This window comes from Streptomyces sp. NPDC018029, from assembly GCF_044327655.1.
Taxonomy (GTDB): Bacteria; Actinomycetota; Actinomycetes; order Streptomycetales; family Streptomycetaceae; genus Streptomyces.
In genome coordinates, this window is the sequence record NZ_JBIRFV010000002.1 from 733669 (window position 1) to 750762 (window position 17094).

Annotated in this window: 12 protein-coding genes; 9 read left to right on the top strand and 3 right to left on the bottom strand. The window is 72.5% G+C overall.

Translation table 11 applies throughout. From position 1 onward, the window contains the following. The first annotated feature begins 43 nt into the window (after window positions 1-43). From ACH4D5_RS07415 to ACH4D5_RS07425, 3 genes are all read left to right on the top strand, one after another. Entirely contained in the window at window positions 44-967 is a 924-nt protein-coding gene (locus tag ACH4D5_RS07415) for a zinc-binding alcohol dehydrogenase family protein (RefSeq protein ID WP_398299995.1), read from the top strand. 167 nt (window positions 968-1134) lie between these two features. Next, on the top strand, window positions 1135-3033 hold the full coding sequence (locus ACH4D5_RS07420) for an exo-alpha-sialidase (RefSeq protein ID WP_398299543.1): 1899 nt from the start codon (window positions 1135-1137) through the stop codon (window positions 3031-3033). Window positions 3034-3043: 10 nt separating this feature from the next. Then, window positions 3044-4297, top strand: a complete 1254-nt coding sequence (locus ACH4D5_RS07425; protein WP_398299545.1) for a DUF4185 domain-containing protein — start codon at window positions 3044-3046, stop codon at window positions 4295-4297. Here the strand turns inward: ACH4D5_RS07425 and ACH4D5_RS07430 are convergent. Next, window positions 4233-5273 carry a bile acid:sodium symporter family protein gene (locus ACH4D5_RS07430; protein WP_398299547.1) on the bottom strand — a complete coding sequence of 347 codons (1041 nt, stop codon included), beginning with the start codon at window positions 5271-5273 and terminating at the stop codon, window positions 4233-4235. The two genes, ACH4D5_RS07425 and ACH4D5_RS07430, sit on opposite strands and share 65 nt — an antisense overlap. A gap of 145 nt (window positions 5274-5418) precedes the next feature. Between ACH4D5_RS07430 and ACH4D5_RS07435 the strand changes: the two genes are divergently transcribed. Beyond that, window positions 5419-6288: a LysR substrate-binding domain-containing protein gene (locus tag ACH4D5_RS07435; RefSeq protein WP_398299549.1), complete on the top strand. Its 870-nt coding sequence runs from the start codon at window positions 5419-5421 to the stop codon at window positions 6286-6288. On the opposite strand, the gene ACH4D5_RS07440 is transcribed toward ACH4D5_RS07435, so the two are convergent. Next, window positions 6285-7262, bottom strand: coding sequence for an Lrp/AsnC family transcriptional regulator (locus ACH4D5_RS07440; protein ID WP_398299551.1), 978 nt, complete (start codon window positions 7260-7262; stop codon window positions 6285-6287). The genes ACH4D5_RS07435 and ACH4D5_RS07440 overlap by 4 nt on opposite strands. Before the next feature lie 126 nt (window positions 7263-7388). Between ACH4D5_RS07440 and ACH4D5_RS07445 the strand changes: the two genes are divergently transcribed. The 5 genes from ACH4D5_RS07445 (at window position 7389) to ACH4D5_RS07465 (ending at window position 15929) form a co-directional block, all read left to right on the top strand. Further along, window positions 7389-8876, top strand: a complete 1488-nt coding sequence (locus ACH4D5_RS07445; protein ID WP_398299553.1) for an MFS transporter — start codon at window positions 7389-7391, stop codon at window positions 8874-8876. A gap of 238 nt (window positions 8877-9114) precedes the next feature. Then, window positions 9115-10938, top strand: coding sequence for an AMP-dependent synthetase/ligase (locus ACH4D5_RS07450; RefSeq protein WP_398299555.1), 1824 nt, complete (start codon window positions 9115-9117; stop codon window positions 10936-10938). 63 nt (window positions 10939-11001) lie between these two features. Further along, entirely contained in the window at window positions 11002-12258 is a 1257-nt protein-coding gene (locus ACH4D5_RS07455; RefSeq protein ID WP_398299557.1) for an ABC transporter substrate-binding protein, read from the top strand. Between the two features lie 12 nt (window positions 12259-12270). After that, window positions 12271-15117: an ATP-binding cassette domain-containing protein gene (locus ACH4D5_RS07460; RefSeq protein WP_398299559.1), complete on the top strand. Its 2847-nt coding sequence runs from the start codon at window positions 12271-12273 to the stop codon at window positions 15115-15117. Beyond that, the gene (locus ACH4D5_RS07465; RefSeq protein ID WP_398299561.1) at window positions 15114-15929 is read left to right on the top strand and encodes an ABC transporter ATP-binding protein; all 816 of its coding nucleotides are present in this window, start codon (window positions 15114-15116) and stop codon (window positions 15927-15929) included. Before ACH4D5_RS07460 ends, ACH4D5_RS07465 begins: the two co-directional genes overlap by 4 nt. On the opposite strand, the gene ACH4D5_RS07470 is transcribed toward ACH4D5_RS07465, so the two are convergent. Beyond that, on the bottom strand, window positions 15916-16989 hold the full coding sequence (locus ACH4D5_RS07470) for an alpha/beta hydrolase family protein (protein WP_398299563.1): 1074 nt from the start codon (window positions 16987-16989) through the stop codon (window positions 15916-15918). The genes ACH4D5_RS07465 and ACH4D5_RS07470 overlap by 14 nt on opposite strands. Window positions 16990-17094 lie beyond the last annotated feature (105 nt).

Below are 17094 nucleotides of genomic sequence, written 5' to 3' on the forward strand. Positions count from 1 at the left end.
CGTTGGGGCCACCAATGATTCCCTCACCCTGGAGGTGGTGCGGATGCGTCGCGTCCGGTATGCCCACAGCGGCGGCCCCGAGGTCCTGTTCCTGGAGGACGCCCCCGTCCCCGACCCCGGGCCCGGCGAGCTCCTCGTCCGCGTCGAAGCCATCGGCGTGACCCTCCCCGTCGTGCGCAAGGTCCGCGAGAGCCGCGACCCGATACCCCTCGGCGGCGAGGTCGCAGGGGAGGTCGTCGCACTCGGCGAGGGCGTCACCGGTCACGCGCCGGGCGACCGCGTCACCGGGCTGGTCTTCGGCCACGGCTACGCCGACTACGCCCTGCTCCACACCTCGATGGCCACCCCCGTGCCCGAGGGTGCGAGCGCGGTCGACGCGGTCGCGCTGGTCCGCTCCGGCCTCGTCGCGTACGGCGCGCTCGAAGCGGCCCGCCCCGCCCCCGGCGAGTCCGCGCTCGTCACCGCCGCCGCGAGCGGGGTCGGACACCTCGCCCTGCAACTGGCCGGCCTGCGGGGCGCGTCGCGCGTCGTGGCGGCCGTGTCCGACCCCGGCAAGGCGGACTTCGTGCGCGGACTCGGCGCCGACGAGGTCATCACGTACGACCAGGACGGCTGGGGCGAACCCGTCGACTATGTGCTGGACGCGGTCGGCGGCGACCTCCTGGGACCCGCCTGCAAGTCCCTCGCACCACACGGCCGCTTGGTGGCCTACAGCTCGGGCGGCGGCACCGTGGCGGCGTACGACCTGCTCGTCGGCGCCAGATCCGTCATCGGCTTCCAGCTGGGCCTGATCGCGCGCGGCCGGCCGGAGCTGTACGAGAAGTGGCGCAGGGAGCTGTGGGACCTGCACGCGGACGGTCGGCTGCGGACCGCCGTGCACGCGGAGTTCGCCCTGGAGGAAGCGGTGCGGGCGCACGAGGTGATCGAGACGCGGAGCAACCGGGGGAAGGTCGTGCTGGTCCCCTGACGCACGCTTCTTGTGGGGTGTCGGAGCCCGCAAGTAGCGTCTGTCCGCGTACGTTGGACGTGGGATGTCCGGATGTCCGGTCGCCTGTTCGACCGTTGTGCGGGCATTCCGAACCCCCGCATCGTCACCGCCATGAGTCGCCGTCGCCATGAAAGGCGGACCGCACCATGTCATCGAGTCTCCCCGCACGCCACCGACGCCTCAGATCGCTCCGTGCCGTCGCCGCCGCCGTGACCGCGGTGGCCGTGGGCGCGCTGCTGCCCGCGCCCGCCGCGCGGGCGGCCCGGGCCGCGGAGCCGCCGCCGTTCGAGCAGCAGGTGCTGTTCAAGGCGGACCGGGATCCCGGCTACGCCTGCTTCCGCATCCCGGCCGTGGTGCGGACGACCAAGGGAACGCTGCTCGCCTTCGCGGAGGGGCGGGTCAACGACTGCGGCGACGCGGGCGACATAGACCTGGTGCTCAAGCGGTCGCACGACGGTGGCCGCACCTGGGGCCCGCTCCAGGTCGTCAACGAGGGCGCGGGCGACACCCACGGCAATCCGGCGCCGGTCGTGGACCGCGAGACCGGCCGGATCCTGCTGGCGGAGACGTACAACACGGGGCGTACGGACAACAAGAACTGCGACGTGCCGTGCGACCGCACCCCGCACCTGCAGTACAGCGACGACGACGGCCGCAGCTGGTCGGCGCCGCGCGACCTGAGTGACCAGATCCTGCCGGAGCACTGGAACTCCTGGTACGCGACCGGTCCCGTGCACGGGCTCCAGCTGACCCGCGGCCGGCACGCGGGGCGGCTCGTCTTCACCGCCAACACCGAGACGTGGGACGGCGGCCGCGTCACCGCCAACCACGCCGCGCTGATCGTCAGCGACGACGGCGGCGACCACTGGAAGATCGGCGCGACGGACTCGTACCCGATACCGGCAGGCGGCACCTTCCGTCAGAAGCCGTCAGAGATGACCATCACCGAACGCCCCGACGGGGCGATCCACGTCAGCGGCCGCGAACAGGACGGCACGGACCTGGGTCACCGCACGCAGACGGTCAGCCGGGACGGCGGCGACTCCTTCGCCGCCCCCTTCCGCGCGATCCCCGACCTCTACACGCCCCAAGTGCAGGGCTCCACCCTGCAGTTCGGCAAGCGGATGCTGCTCGCCTGCCCCGCCGACCCGGACCGCCGCCGCACCATGCAGATCCGCTCGTCCTACGACGGCGGCCGCACCTGGGACAGCGTCGACCGCGGCACCACGGTGACCACCGACTGGTCCGGCTACTCCGACATGGTGCGGGCCGACCGGACCCACGTGGGCCTCATGTACGAGGGCGGCGCGGTGGACGCGCGCGACGAGATCCGCTTCGCCCGCTTCACCGAGGAATGGCTGACGCCGCGCCGGGGCCCGGACCCGACCACCCGCGACCACGCGCCGGGCGCCCGGCCCGCCGCCGTCCTCGGCGGGGCACGCGCCACCCCGGGCCGCTTCGGCGGGGCGATCTCCTTCGACGGTACGGACGACGCCGTACGGCTGCCGTATCAGCACCGACTACCGCTCGGCACCGAGGACTTCACGACCTCCCTCTGGTTCCGCTACTCCGCGACGACCGGCGAGCAGCCGCTGCTGTGGATGGGCGGCATCGGCACCAATCAGCCGCAGGTGTGGCTGCGCGGCGAGCCCGCGAGCGACCGTGTCACCGGCCTGATCACCACACGGGACGGCACCGCTCCCCCGAAGTCCGCGTTCGCGCGCACGACCGGCGCGTACAACGACGGCCAGTGGCACCACATCGCGCTGCGCCGCGGCGCAGGGCGCCTGACGCTCTTCCTCGACGGCACGCAGGTCACCACCGCGGACGTGCCCGGCTCGGTCAGCCGCAACTCCCCCTTCGGCGTCCACGTCGGCCAACGGCTCGACAGCCGGGCCCACTTCACCGGCGCGATCGACGAAGTGCGGGTGTACGACAGGGCGTTGGACGACGCCGAGGTGGGAGCCCTGCGCACTGCCGGTGCTCCTGTGACACGGGACACCGTCGTGCGGCTCCCCATGGACCGGGTGCGCGACAGCAACTAACGTCCCCGGCGTGTGTGCCCGTCAACGTCCCGCGACGGGGGCGCGCAGCGTCTGGCTCGTCCTGCTGCTCGCCCTGGTCTGCGCGGCCGTACTGCTCATCGCCCTCCCGGAAGACGACCGGGAGGGCGATGCGGCATGCGCACCCCGCACCGTCGCCTCCTGGGCCGCCGACGACAGGTCCACCGGGGAGTTCGCGCGCTACGGCGACGACATGACGCGCACCGACGACTGGACCGGGGGCGACGGCACCCACTCGGTGCGGCTGCCGGACGGGCGCGTGCTGTGGCTGTTCTCCGACACCTTCCTCGGTCAGGTCCACGCGCCCCCGAACCAGGCGGGCCAGCCGCACACCTGGCGCGACCCGAACACGCCCATGGTCCGTAACTCGGCCGTGGTGATGTCCCGTTCGGGCACCCTGCAGCGCACCCTCGCCGCGCCGCTCTTCCCCGACCCGGCGCCGCAGGAGTGGCGCTGGCCGGTGGCGGCCCGTGTGGAGCCCCGCTCGTCCGGCTCGGACGAGCGCGTCGTGCGCGTCCTGCTGTGGAACCGCATGGCGAGCCAGGGCCCCTGGATCTACGGCGTCCCCGTCGCCACGGAGGTCGCCACGCTCTCGCTGCCCGACCTGCGCGTCGAGGGCATCACCAAGGTCTCGGACCAGCGGTCGGTGGCCGATCCGGAGAAGCGGGTCCTGTACGGCGCGGCGGCGGTCGAGGACGACGGCTGGACGTACGTCTTCGGCGGCACGGACGCGCAGGCGACCTCGCGCCCCTCCTCGGACGCCCATGTGGCGCGTGTCCCGCACGGCAGCCTCGCCGAACCCTCCGCGTGGGAGTACTGGGACGGCGAGGCGTGGGGCCACGACGTCACGCCGAAGCCGGTGCTCGGGGACGGGAAGCGGAAGGGGGTGGGGAGCGCGTTCACGGTGGTGCGGGACGACGGGACGTACGTGCTGTTCACCATGGCGGCGGGCACCGAGGGCCTGACCACCGTCACCTCGTACTGGTCCTGCTCCCCCACCGGCCCCTGGCACGGCCCCACCAAGGCCTTCGAGGCGCCCCTGCCCAAGGACAGCGCCGTCCGCCAGGAGACCGCCGCCTACAACCCTCAGGCCCATCCCGCGCTCGGCGGCGACGGCCGTCTCGTCCTCAGCTACGACGTCAACTGGCTGGACGCGACGCCCGCCAACGCGCAGGCGAACGTCACCCGGAACGTGTCGCTGTACCGGCCGCGGTTCGTCTCCCTGCGGCTGACGGGAGCTCGCTGACGAATTCCTGCGGATCGCGCGAGCGGCGCTTGGCGATGACCGCGCAGACCATCAGCTGCATCTGGTGGAAGAGCATCAGCGGCAGCACGGCCAGCGAGGCGTCCGCGCCGAACAGGACGCTCGCCATGGGCAGTCCGGCCGCCAGGGACTTCTTCGACCCGGCGAACTGGATCGCGACGCGGTCGGCCCTGCCGAAGCCGAGCCGCTTCGCCCCGTACCAGGTCAGCGTCAGCATGACGGTCAGCAGGACGGCCTCGACGCCGAGCAGCGCGAGCAGCCGCAGCGGGTGCACCTGGCTCCAGATGCCCTCGACCATGCCCTCGCTGAACGCGGTGTAGACGACGAGCAGGATCGATCCGCGGTCCACGTATCCGAGGATCTTCTTGTGGCGGGTGATGAAGCCGCCCACCCACCGGCGCAGGAGCTGCCCGGCGAGGAACGGCACGAGCAGCTGCAGCACGATCTTCAGGAGCGAGTCCGCCGAGAAGCCGCCGCCGCTGTCACCGAGCAGGGCGGCCGCGAGCAGCGGGGTGAGCACGATGCCGGCCAGCGAGGAGAAGGAGCCCGCGCAGATCGCCGCGGGGACGTTGCCGCGGGCCATCGACGTGAAGGCGATGGACGACTGGATCGTCGAGGGCACCAGGGTGAGGAAGAGGAAGCCGCTGAAGAGCGCGGGCGTCAGGACGTACGGGACGAGTCCCTTCGCCGCGAGTCCGAGCAGCGGGAAGACGACGAACGTGCAGGCGAGGACCGTGACGTGGAGCCGCCAGTGCTTGAGCCCGTCGAGCGCCTCGCGGGTGGAGAGCCGGGCCCCGTAGAGGAAGAACAGCAGCGCGACGGCCCCGGTGGAGGCGCCGGACGCGACATCGGCGGCGGTGTCGCGGGCGGGCAGCAGGGCCGCGAGGCCCACGGTCGCGAGCAACGCCACGATGTACGGGTCGACCGGCATCCAGGACGGCCACTTCAGGCGTTTCACGGTGCTCCATGCTCTCGGTGCGGGACGGCCCCGCTCTCGTACGGACGTGCCCTTCCCATGATCCTCCGGAGCCGGGTGATCGGGAATCCGGTACACCGCTCTGACTGCCATCATGATCCGCGATGACAGGGCTAGGCTGGTCGGTGTGTACGACCCCTCACAGCTCCGCACGTTCCTCGCGGTCGCCCAGACGCTGAGCTTCACGCGGGCCGCCCGCAGGCTGAACCTGCGCCAGTCCACCGTCAGCCAGCACGTGCGCCGCCTTGAGGACGCCACCGGGCGCCAGCTGTTCACGCGCGACACCCACAGCGTGGAGCTGACCGAGGACGGCGAGGCCATGCTCGGCTTCGCCCGCCGGATCCTGGCGGCGCACGAACAGGCGGCGGCGTTCTTCGCGGGCAAGCGCCTCGGCGGACGGCTGCGGTTCGGGGCGTCCGAGGACTTCGTCCTGACGCGGCTCACCGACATCCTGGAGACCTTCCGGCGCGACCACCCCGACGTCGACCTGGAGCTGACGGTCGAGCTGTCCGGCACGCTCCACAAGCGCCTCGACGCGGGCAAGCTGGACCTGGTGCTCGCCAAGCGGCGCCCGGAGGACCCGCGCGGCGAGCTGGTGTGGCAGGACGACCTGGTCTGGATCGGTGCCGAGCGGCTCCGCCTCGACCCGGAGCGTCCGGTGCCGCTGATCGTCTATCCGCCGCCCGGCATCACCCGCGCCCTCGCCTTCGAGGCGCTGGAGCGGCGGGGCCGCGCCTGGCGTGTGGCCTGCACGAGCGGCAGCCTCAACGGCCTGGTGGCGGCGGCCCGCGCGGGGCTCGGCGTGATGGCTCACTCGCGGGGCCTGATCCCGCCCGGCCTGGTCCGCGTCCCCGACCGCGCGGGTCTGCCGGAGCTCGGCCAGGTCGACTTCGTGCTGCTGCACGGCGAGCGGCGCGCGTCGGCCCAGGACGCGGCGGACGCCCTGGCGACGGCGATCCTGGCGGGCGGGGACCGGCTGCACCGGGGTGGGCGCTAGCGCAGCGGCCGCGGATACGTGAGTTCCTTGAAGCGGCGCAGATAGGGCGCCGATTCGACGTGCCGCACGCCGTCGAGCGAGCCGAGGCTACCGCTCAGATAGGTGTAGAGCTCGTCGGTGTCGCGGGTCACGACGCTCGCCATCAGGTTGGCCGACCCGGTGATGGCGGAGACGTGGGCGATCTCGGGGTGCCCGGCCATCGCCCGTCCCACCCGGTCGAGCGCGCCCGGGGCGACGGTGACCCAGAGCATCGCGGCGGTGGTGAAGCCGAAGCGCGCGGTGTCGTACTCGGTGTCGATGTAGAGCGCGCCCGAGCCGAGCAGCGCGGCGACGCGGCGCTTGACCGAGGACTCGGAGCGGCCGGTGAGCCGCTGCAGCTCGGGGTAGGTGACGCGGCCGTCGGCCTTCAGGGCGGCGACCAGGGGCTCGTCGTCGGGAGTGATGCGGGCGGGGCCCGGCACGGCCGGCGGCTCGGCGGGTGCGAGCGCGGCGACCTGCTCGTCGGAGAGCGGGCGGTGCTTGCCGATCCAGCCGGTGCGGCCGCCGTAGAAGCGGTGCATCAGCTGGTGTGCGGTGATCTCGATGAGCTTGCGGGTGCGCAGGAGCTTGCCGAAGAGCAGGTCCTCGTAGGCGGCGGGGGTGCGCGGCAGCGACAGGCAGACCACTTCGGTGCCGGCCGAGGTGAGGTGGACCCATGCCGTGTCGGGGCGGCGGGCCAGCGCGGCCGCGATGGCCTCGGCGCCGTCGGGCGTGCAGCGCAGGCGCAGCATCCACTCGTCGTGGCCGAGCCGCCGGGGGTCGCGGACGCCGACGATGCGGAGCCCCGCCTCGGCGCGCAGGCGGCGGAAGCGGCGGGCGACGGTCTGGTCGGAGACGCCGAGGACGGCCGCGATGCGGCTGAAGGGGGCCCTGCCGTCGACCTCCAGGGCGTGCAGCAGCTGAAGGTCCAGGTCGTCGAAGACGTCGGATTCCATCGCTGGAGAGCCTCCATATGTCGAATAAGTGCGCCAAGCAGTCCTCTGGCACCGGCTTCGTTCGCCGTCGGCTCATCGTACGAGGGCGTCCACAGATGTCGGACGAGGAGTCGGAGGAACAAGGAAATGCGTACATGGGGGCCTCTCACAGCGGTGTCTCTGGGAACGTTCATGCTGTTGCTGGACGTGACGATCGTGATCGTGGCACTGCCCGACATGGCGCGGGCGCTGGACGCCTCGCTGAGCGATCTGCAGTGGGTCATCGACGGCTACGCGCTCGCGCTGGCCGCGCTGCTGCTCGGCGTCGGCGCCGCGGCCGATGTGTTCGGCAGGCGGCGGCTCAACGTCGTCGGCACCGCGCTGTTCGCGGTGGCCTCGCTGGGCTGCGGGCTCGCGTCGGACGCGGACCTGCTGGTGGCGGCGCGCGCCGTGCAGGGCCTTGGCGCCGCCGCGATGCTCGCGACGACGCTGCCGCTGCTCGGCGCCGCCTATCAGGGGCGCGACCGGTCGGCCGCGCTCGGCGTGTGGGGCGCGGTGAGCGGCGCGTCGGCCGCGCTCGGTCCGATCGTGGGCGGGCTGCTCACGGAGGGGCCCGGCTGGCGCTGGATCTTCTTCGTGAATCTGCCGGTCAGCGTGGCGTCGATCTGGTTGACGCTGCGGGTCGTGCCGGAGTCGAAGGGGCCCGCGGGGCGTCGGGTCGACTGGGCGGGCACGGCGGCGTTCGCGTGCTTCGCGGGCGCGGGGACGTACGGGGTGCTGCGCGGCGGGGCGGACGGCTGGACCTCGGCGGCGGCCGGGACGTCCTTCGCGGTCTCGGCGCTGGCGCTGCTCTGCTTCGTCCTGGTCGAGCGGCGCGTCGCGCAGCCGCTCCTCGACCTGCGGCTGCTGCGCAAGCCCGCCTTCACCGGGGTCCTGATCGGCGCGATCGGGTACAACGGTGCCGCTTTCGGCGTCGTCCCGTACGTCTCCATCTGGCTGCAGACCGTGCTCGGCATGAGTCCGGTGCGCGGCAGTCTGGTGCTGCTGCCGCTCGCCGCGACGTCGTTCGTGGTGGCGCTGGTCGCCGGTCGGCTGCTGCACGGGGTGGCGCCGCGCGTCGTCATCGGGGTGGGGCTGTTGCTGATCGGTGCGGGCGGGCTGTGCCTGGCGGTGCTCGACGCCGGGTCCTCGTGGGGCGCGCTCGCGCCGGGGCTCACGCTCACGGGCGTCGGCGCGGGGCTGGTCGCGCCGGCCCTTGCGGGGGCGGCGCTCGCCGCGGTGCCGCCCGCGAACGCCGGGATGGCGGGCGGCGCGGTCAACACCTTCCGCCAGCTCGGGTACGCGGTCGGGGTCGCCCTGTTCGGCACGGTGCTCACCGCGCGGATGCAGGACTCGCTCGGCCGCGAGGCGGCGCACACCGTCGCGGGCGGCGGCGCCTCGGCCCTGCACGGCACGGTGCCGGAGCACGCGGTGCGGGCGGCCTTCGCGGCGGGCCTCAACGGGGCGTCGCTTGCGGCGGGGGTGGCGGGTCTCGTCTCCGGTGTCCTGGTGCTCGTGATGGTGCGGGCGGGGGCTCCCGGAGGTGCGGCGGGAACTCCGGAGCGGGAGCGGCGCGTTCTCGAAGAGGCACGGTGAACCGGCGAGGGGTGGAGCGACGACGAGGGCCGTGACCGCTGCGTACAGATTCGGTGGAGATTACGCCACCGAAACTTACTCCACCGTAAGTAAGTTGTCCCGCCCTTCCCCTTGTGGCCGCATTTCCACCGGCTGACCAGTGCCGATGGACCGTACCGACCGCGCTTGCAACCCCTCCCGAAGGTGCGCGGCGTGGGGTACGGTCACGGCGCTGTGCGGAGCGCCACAAGGAGCATCATTGCGCGAGTTCACGAATCCTCCGATGGCGTCGGTGCCGCTGGTGGGCGGCCTTGCCGACGCCGTGTTCGACCATGCCGCCGAGGACCCGGCGCGCGTCGCCTTCGGCCGCAAGACCGACGGGCGCTGGTCCGACGTCTCCGCGGCCGAGTTCCGCGACGAGGTGCTCGCCCTGGCCAAGGGGCTGATCGCGCAGGGCGTGCGGTTCGGGGACCGCGTGGCGATCATGTCGCGTACGAGGTACGAGTGGACGCTCTTCGACTTCGCGCTGTGGACGATCGGCGCCCAGGTCGTGCCGATCTATCCGACGTCCTCCGCCGACCAGGTCCTGTGGATGCTGCACGACGCGCAGGTGTCGGCGGCGATGGTCGAGCACGAGGACCACGCGATGACGATCGGCTCGGTCGTCGACCGGCTGCCGCAGCTGCGCCGGCTGTGGCAGCTGGACGCCGACGCGGTCGGTGAGCTGACCGGCGCGGGGCGGGAGATCGACGACGACGTGGTGCACCGGCACCGCCGCGCGGTCACGCCCGACTCGATCGCCACGATCATCTACACGTCCGGCACGACGGGCCGCCCCAAGGGCTGTCTGATCTCGCACGCGAACTTCATGTTCGAGGCGGATGTGATGGTGGGGCGCTGGGAGCCGGTGTTCCACTCCAAGCGGGGCGACGAGGCGACGACGCTGCTCTTCCTGCCGCTGGCGCACGTCTTCGGCCGCATGGTGCAGGTGGCGGCGGTGCGCGGCCGGGTCAAGATGGGCCACCAGCCCAACCTCAACGCGGCGGCGCTGCTGCCCGACCTGGCCGCGTTCCGGCCCTCGTTCATCCTCGCCGTGCCGTACATCTTCGAGAAGGTCTTCAACGCGGCGCGGCGCAAGGCGGAGAAGGACGGCAGGGCGGGCCCGTTCGACAAAGCCGTCGAGTGTGCCGTGCGGTACGCCGACGCGCTGGAGGCCAAGGCGTTCGGGACGGGCCCGGGGCCCTCGGCCGGGCTGCGCATGCAGCACCAGCTCTTCGACAAGCTCGTCTTCTCCAAGGTGCGGGAGGCGATGGGCGGCCGGGTGCGGCACGCGATGTCCGGCGGCTCCGGGATGGACCGCCGGCTCGGCCTGTTCTTCGCGGGCGCGGGCGTGACGATCTACGAGGGGTACGGCCTGACCGAGTCGACGGCCGCCGCGACCGCCAACCCGCCCGAGCGCACCCGCTACGGCACGGTCGGCCAGGCCATCCCCGGCACGACGGTGCACATCGCGGAGGACGGCGAGGTGTGGCTGCGCGGCGGCAACGTCTTCCAGGGCTACCTCAACGACCCCAAGGCCACCGACGCGACCCTGCGGGACGGCTGGCTGGCCACCGGTGACCTGGGCGCGCTCGACGAGGACGGCTATCTGACGATCACGGGACGCAAGAAGGAGATCCTGGTGACGTCGGGCGGCAAGAGCGTGTCGCCGGCCCAGCTGGAGGAGCGGGTGCGCGACCATCCGCTGGTCGCCCAGTGCGTCGTCGTCGGCAACGACCGCCCCTACATCGCGGCGCTCGTCACGCTGGACTCCGAGGCCGTCGAGCACTGGCTGACCATGCGCCGCAAGCCGATGCTGCCGCCGAGCGAGCTGGTGCGCGACCCGGATCTGGAGACCGAGGTGCGGCGCGCCGTCGTCGCCGCCAACACCCTCGTCTCGCAGGCCGAATCGATCCGTACGTTCCGCATACTGGCGCATCAGTTCACCGAAGAGCACGGCCTCCTCACGCCGTCGCTGAAGCTGAAGCGGAAGGCGATCGAGACCGTGTACTCGGCCGAGGTCGAGGCGCTGTACCGCGGCTAGTTATTGACGGTTCGTCAGGTCACGCACACAATCAGCCCCACTTCGACTTCAGGGGGCTCGACCGTGTCGCGATCGATCCGCACCATCACCGCCGCCGTTGCGGCCCTGCTGCTCGCCACGTCCTGCAACTCCGCCTCCGAACGCGGCAGTTCAAAGGAGGGGGACGGCGGCTCCACGCGGGGCGTGACCGACGACTCCATCAAGGTCGGCGGCATCGTCTCGATGACGACCGCCAGCGGATACAGCAAGAAGGACACCGATCTGGGCGCGAAGGCCCGCTTCGACCGCGCCAACACAGAGGGCGGCGTGCACGGCCGGAAGATCGAGTACCTGGGTGCGGAGGACGACGGGCAGGACCCCGGCAAGAATCTCGCGGCGGCCCGCAGGCTCGTGCAGCAGGAGAAGGTGTTCGCGATCTCGCCGATGAGTTCGGTCACCTTCTCCGGTGCGGACTTCCTGCAGAAGCAGAAGGTGCCCACGTTCGGCTGGGGCACCATTCCGCCCTTCTGCGGCCCGACCTACATGTACGGCTTCGGCGGCTGCATGGTGCCCATGCCCGGCGGCACCATCACGCAGAGCTGGCCCGAGGGCCTCAAGAAGGTGATGGGTGGGGCGAAGGGCAGGTCGGTGGCGATCCTCGCCAACGACAACGACGCCGGTACGTTCGCCATCCGCACCTACAAGCAGAGCTTCGCTGCCGCCGGATACGAGGTGACGTACGCCAAGTCGACGGTGCCCGCGACCTCGGTGCCGAGCGACTGGTCGGCGTACACGAAGGAGATCCTCCGCTCCGACGGCGGCAAGGCGCCGGACGCCGTCGTCTCCGTCATGCAGACCCCGTACAACATCGGCCTGTTCACGGCCGTCAAGCGGGCGGGCTTCAAGGGCGTCCTCACCGACCCCACCGACTACGACCCGGGCCTGCTCGCCAAGAGCGCGACGAGGAAAGCGCTCGACGGCGTGCACGTCCTCCTCTCCTTCCAGCCGTTCGAGCAGGACAGCGCGGACATGAGGCGGTTCAAGGCGGACATCAGGAAGGCGGCGGGCGAAGAAGTGCCGCTCAACATGCACATGATGACCGGCTACATGTCCGCCGACCTCTTCCTCGCCATCGCGGAGAAGGCGGGCAAGGACCTCACCGTCGACTCCTTCCAGAAGGCCGCGGACGGTTACTCGGACACCGGCACCATGGTCGGTGACCGGCGGCTGCCCGAGGGGCGGAAGGAGGCGTTCGGCTGCGGCGCCCTCGTGCAGCTCAAGGGCGGGAAGTACGCCGTGTCGTCGCCCTTCAGGTGCTACGAACCGATCCCCTTCAAGTAGGGGTGGGCCGCCATGTCGGACCTGCTGGGATTCGTGCTGAGCGGCCTTGTCTCCGGGGCCCTGTACGCCCTCCTCGCCACGGGCCTCGTCCTGTCCTACTCGGCATCGGGCCTCTTCAACTTCGCGCATGGCGCCACCGCCTATCTGTGCGCCCTCGCCTTCCACGAACTGCACTCCGGCCTCGGCTGGCCCGCCGTGCCGACCGCGCTGCTGCTGGTCCTCGTGGTGGCCCCGGCGCTCGGCTGGGCCCTCGACCGGCTGATGTTCCGCAAGCTGGCGCGGGTCGGCGAGACCGCGCAGATCGTCGCGACCATCGGCCTGCTCGTGGCGCTGCCCGCGCTCGGCCTGTGGACCGTGGAGCTCCTGGCGGACGCGGGGGCACCGGTCAAACCGGCCGAGAACCAGTTCGGGCTGCCGGGCGTCGGGCCGAGTCCGGCCAAGAGCTGGCAGCTCATGGACGGTGTCGGCGTCGACTCCGACCAGCTGATCACGTGGGTGGCCACGGCGGTGGTCGCCGTCGGCCTGTGGGTCCTGATGCGCCACACGCCGCTCGGCCTCAGGCTGCGGGCCGCCGTCGACAACCGCTCGCTCGTGGAGCTGCGCGGCATGAGCGCGGACCGGCTCTCCTCGGTGGCGTGGATGCTGTCGTCCGGCCTCGCGGGCCTTGCGGGAGTGCTCGCGACGCCGCTGCTCGGGCTCTCCGCCCACGACTTCACGCTGTTCCTCTTCGTGTCGGCGACGGCCGCCGTGCTCGGCCGCTTCATGTCGATCCCGCTGGCGTTCGCGGGCGGCCTCGCGCTCGGCGTGCTGCAGAACCTCGTCGCGGGGTACGCCGACTTCGCCGAGAAGATCACCGGCTTCCGTACGGCCGTGCCCTTCGTGATCCTGTTCGCCGGGCTGCTCCTGCTCACACGGCGGCAGCGCACGGCGGGCACGGCGGCGGTGGACGCGCCGCCCGTCGACTACCTCGCCGGCCGGTCGTGGGCCCGCAGATGGGGGCCGTGGGCGGTGGCCGCGGCGCTCCTCGCCCTCGCGTTCTACACGGTCACGACCCCCTTCTGGAGCGGCATCCTCGCCCAAGGCCTCGCGATCTCCCTGGTCTTCGTCTCCTTCACCGTGGTGACAGGGCTCGGCGCGATGGTGTCGCTGGCGCAGGCCACCTTCGTCACCGGGGCCGCGCTGGTCGCCGGGCTCCTGATGAGCCACGGCTGGCCGTTCTTCGCGGCGGCGCTGGTGGGGACCTGCACGGCGGCGCTCCTCGGCGCGCTCGTGGCGCTGCCCGCGCTGCGGCTCGGCGGGCGGTCGCTGGCCCTCGCCACGCTGGCACTCGCCTTCCTCGCCGACCAAGTCCTCTTCCAGATGGGGTGGTTGCGCAACGGCGACACCGGCTGGGAGATCCCCCGCCCGGTCTTCGGCCCCGTCGACCTCTCGGACGACCGCGCCCTGGGCGTCGCGATGGTCGTCCTCGTCACGGCAGCCGTCGCCGCGCTCGGCGCGCTGCGGAACTCTCCGACGGGCCGGGCCATGCTGGCGGTGCGGTCCGCCCCGGCGGCGGCGATGGCGTCCGGCATCTCCGTGGTGCGCACCAAACTGCTGCTGTTCACGCTGTCGGCGGGGCTCGCGGGGTTCGGCGGCGTGATGTACGCGTCCTACAACACCCGTGTCACAGCGACCGACTTCACCGCGATGACCGGCCTGATCTGGCTGGCGGTGGTGGTCGCCGCGGGCCTCCGGCGGCCGCAGTTCGCGGTGGTGGCGGGGCTGGTCTTCGCGATCGTGCCCCATCTGGTGGCGGACTACGTCACGGAGTCCGTGCACCTGCCGGTGATCCTCTTCGGCCTCGCGGGGCTGGCGCTGGCGAACGATCCGGACGGGTACTGCGCGGCGGTGTCGGTCCGGCTGCACCGTCGGCGGACGGCTTCGGCCCCTCGGGCGTTCGAGGAGCGGGGGCCTGGCCGGAGCGTCGCCTCCGTGGCGGAGCCGCCGCGGAGCACGTCCTTGGCGGAGCCGCCGCAGAGCACCTCCGTGGCGGAGCCGCCGCAGAGCACCTCCGTGGCGGAGCCGCCGCGGAGCACCTCTTTGGCGGAGCCGCACAGGTCACAGCCGAGAAGGGACGGAACCGGGACCGAAGCATCCGCCGCCCTCGCCCTCCACCGCCTCCACGCCGGATACGACGGCGCCCCCGTCCTCCACGGGGTGGATCTCGCCGTCCACCCGGGCGAGATCGTCGCACTGCTCGGCCCGAACGGCGCGGGGAAGTCCACCACGTGCCTCGCCGCGGCAGGCCTGCTCACACCCACCCGGGGCCGCGTGTACGTCGCCGGGCGCGACGCCACCCGCGAGGGCGCCGTCCACCGCTCCCGCGCCGGCGTGGTCCTCGCCCCCGAGGGCCGCGGCATCTTCCCCGCACTCACCATCGACGAGAACCTCGCCCTGTACCTGAGGGGACGTGACGAACGCGACGCCGTGTACGAGCGGTTCGCGGGGCTCGCGGCGCGGCGCAAGGTCGCCGCGGGCTCGCTCTCCGGCGGCGAACAGCAACTCCTCGCGCTCGCCCCGCTGTTGCAGCGTCCGCCGAAGGTCCTGATCGCGGACGAGCCGTCGCTCGGCCTCGCACCCCGCGTGGTCGACGACGTGTTCCGACTGCTCGTCGAACTCCGGGACGGCGGCGCCGGGTTGCTCCTCGTCGAGGAGAAGGCCGCCGAGATCCTCGGGGTCGCGGACACGGTGGCGTATCTCGCGCAGGGCCGTGTCTCCTGGTGCGGCCCGCGCTCCGAGGTGCGCGCGGACCGGCTGACGGAGGCGTACCTGGGCATGGCCGCGGGCGGGGAGGCGGCCGAGGGGGTGGGCGCGTCATGAGCGAGTACGTCCTGGAGGCCGCGGATGTCGGGGTCCGCTTCGGCGGGATCCGCGCCCTGGACGGCGTGGGGCTGGCCGTCCGCCAAGGGGAGATCTGCGGGCTCATCGGCCCCAACGGGGCCGGGAAGACCACGCTGTTCGACGTGCTGTCGGGCATGCGCGGGCCGGACCGGGGCCGGGTGCTGCTCGACGGCCGTGACGTCACACGCCGCTCCCCCGTGTGGCGCGCCCGGCACGGGATGCGCCGCACGTTCCAGCGGCAGCAGCTCTTCGGGCAGCTCACCGTCGCCGACAACCTCGTCGTCGCGCAGGAGTGGCGGGGCGGTGGCGGCGGGTTCGCCGCCGATCTGCTGGCCGCGCCGACCCGGCGCGCACACGAGACCGCGCGGCGGGAGCGGGCCGCGGCGGTGCTGCGCTCGTGCGGCCTCGACACGCTCGCCGGGCAGTACGCGGGCGCGCTGCCGGTCGGGCGGGCCCGCATGGTGGAACTGGCGCGCGCGGTCGCGGACCCGCCGAGGGTGCTGCTCCTGGACGAGCCCGCTTCCGGGATGACGGCCGACGAACGGGACCTGCTGTCGGCCGTCGTCCGCGGACTCGCGGACGAGGAGGGCTGCGCGGTGCTCCTCGTGGAGCACAACGTCGCCTTCGTGATGGAACTCTGCGCCCGGGTCGTCGTCCTCGACCTCGGCCGGGTCCTCGCGCACGGCACGGCGGAGGAGGTGCGCGCGGACCCGCGGGTACGGGACGCCTACCTCGGGACCACGGGCGCCGATGGCGAGGGCGGTTCGGCCGGCCCTCTCAGGACGGCGTGATGCGCTCGACGAAGTGGCGCTGGTCTGCGAGGAACCCGTCGGCGTACAGGCGCCGGGGGGCGAAGACGGCGGTGAGGGTGAGGCGCGCCTCGGAGTTCTCGACGGCGTTGTCGACCAGTGAGTGGGTGGCGTCGGGGTAGTGCTCCACCGTCAGGGACGCGGGCGGCAGGATGCGGCGGTAGGTGGTCTCGGTGTCGGCGACGTCCACGTTGACGTCGTGCCCGGCCAGCACCAGGAGCGTGGGGGTGCCGCGCATGGCGCGCAGGTCCGCGCTCGCGTTGGAGCGGTAGTTCTTGGCGATGAACCGCCAGCGTGCGGCGGTCATGCCGTCAGCATCGGTGCCATTGCCGGTGTCGGTGTCGGCGACCGCGGCGCGGTACTGCGCGAAGGTCGCGCCCTGCCGCAGCAGGCGCAGGGTCGTCTCGCGCCGTCGCAGCGCCGCCCGCGTCTCGTCGCGGGTGGCGCCGTCCCGGCGCAGTTCGGCGAGGAGGTTGTAGCGCCCTTGCCGCTGCCAGTCGACGGCCGGTGAGACCGCGATGACGAACCGGAGAGCGCGGTCGCGGGCCGCGACTTTCGGCAGCACCCACCCGGCCTGGCTGGCCCCCCACAGTCCGACGCGCCGCCCGTCGATGTCGGGACGCTCGCGGGCCCAGGCGATCGCGGCGAGGGTTTCGTCCGCGCGGTCGTCCATGCTCTGGTCCAGCCAGTCCCCCTCGGAGGCGCCGACGCCGGGCTTGCTCAGGGAGAGCGAGGCGTAGCCGGCCTTCGCGAAGGACTCCCACAGGGGCCGGTAGAAGGTGTCGTGGGTGGCGTCGACAGGACCGTCCCCATGGACGAAGACGACTAGCCCGAACGGACCGTCTCCCTGCTGCGGCCGCGCCAGGACGCCGTCCAGCAGCCGCCCTTCGTGCCGCACGGCGATGCGCTCCTCCCGCAGCGCGTAGGTGTTCTGCCAGACCGCGACACCGCCGGCCCCCGCGCCCACCAGCAGCACGGCGACCAGTGACCACGCGAGGACACGCCATCGGCGCCGCGCGAACAGCGACGGCAGTCTCTTCATCTCTCCCCCAAAAACTATCGCACTCAATACGTTCGTATGCAGAATGAGCGTAGTAAGGTCGATAGTGCAAGGGCGGGCGCTCCGCCCCTGCCGCATGGAAGGGGA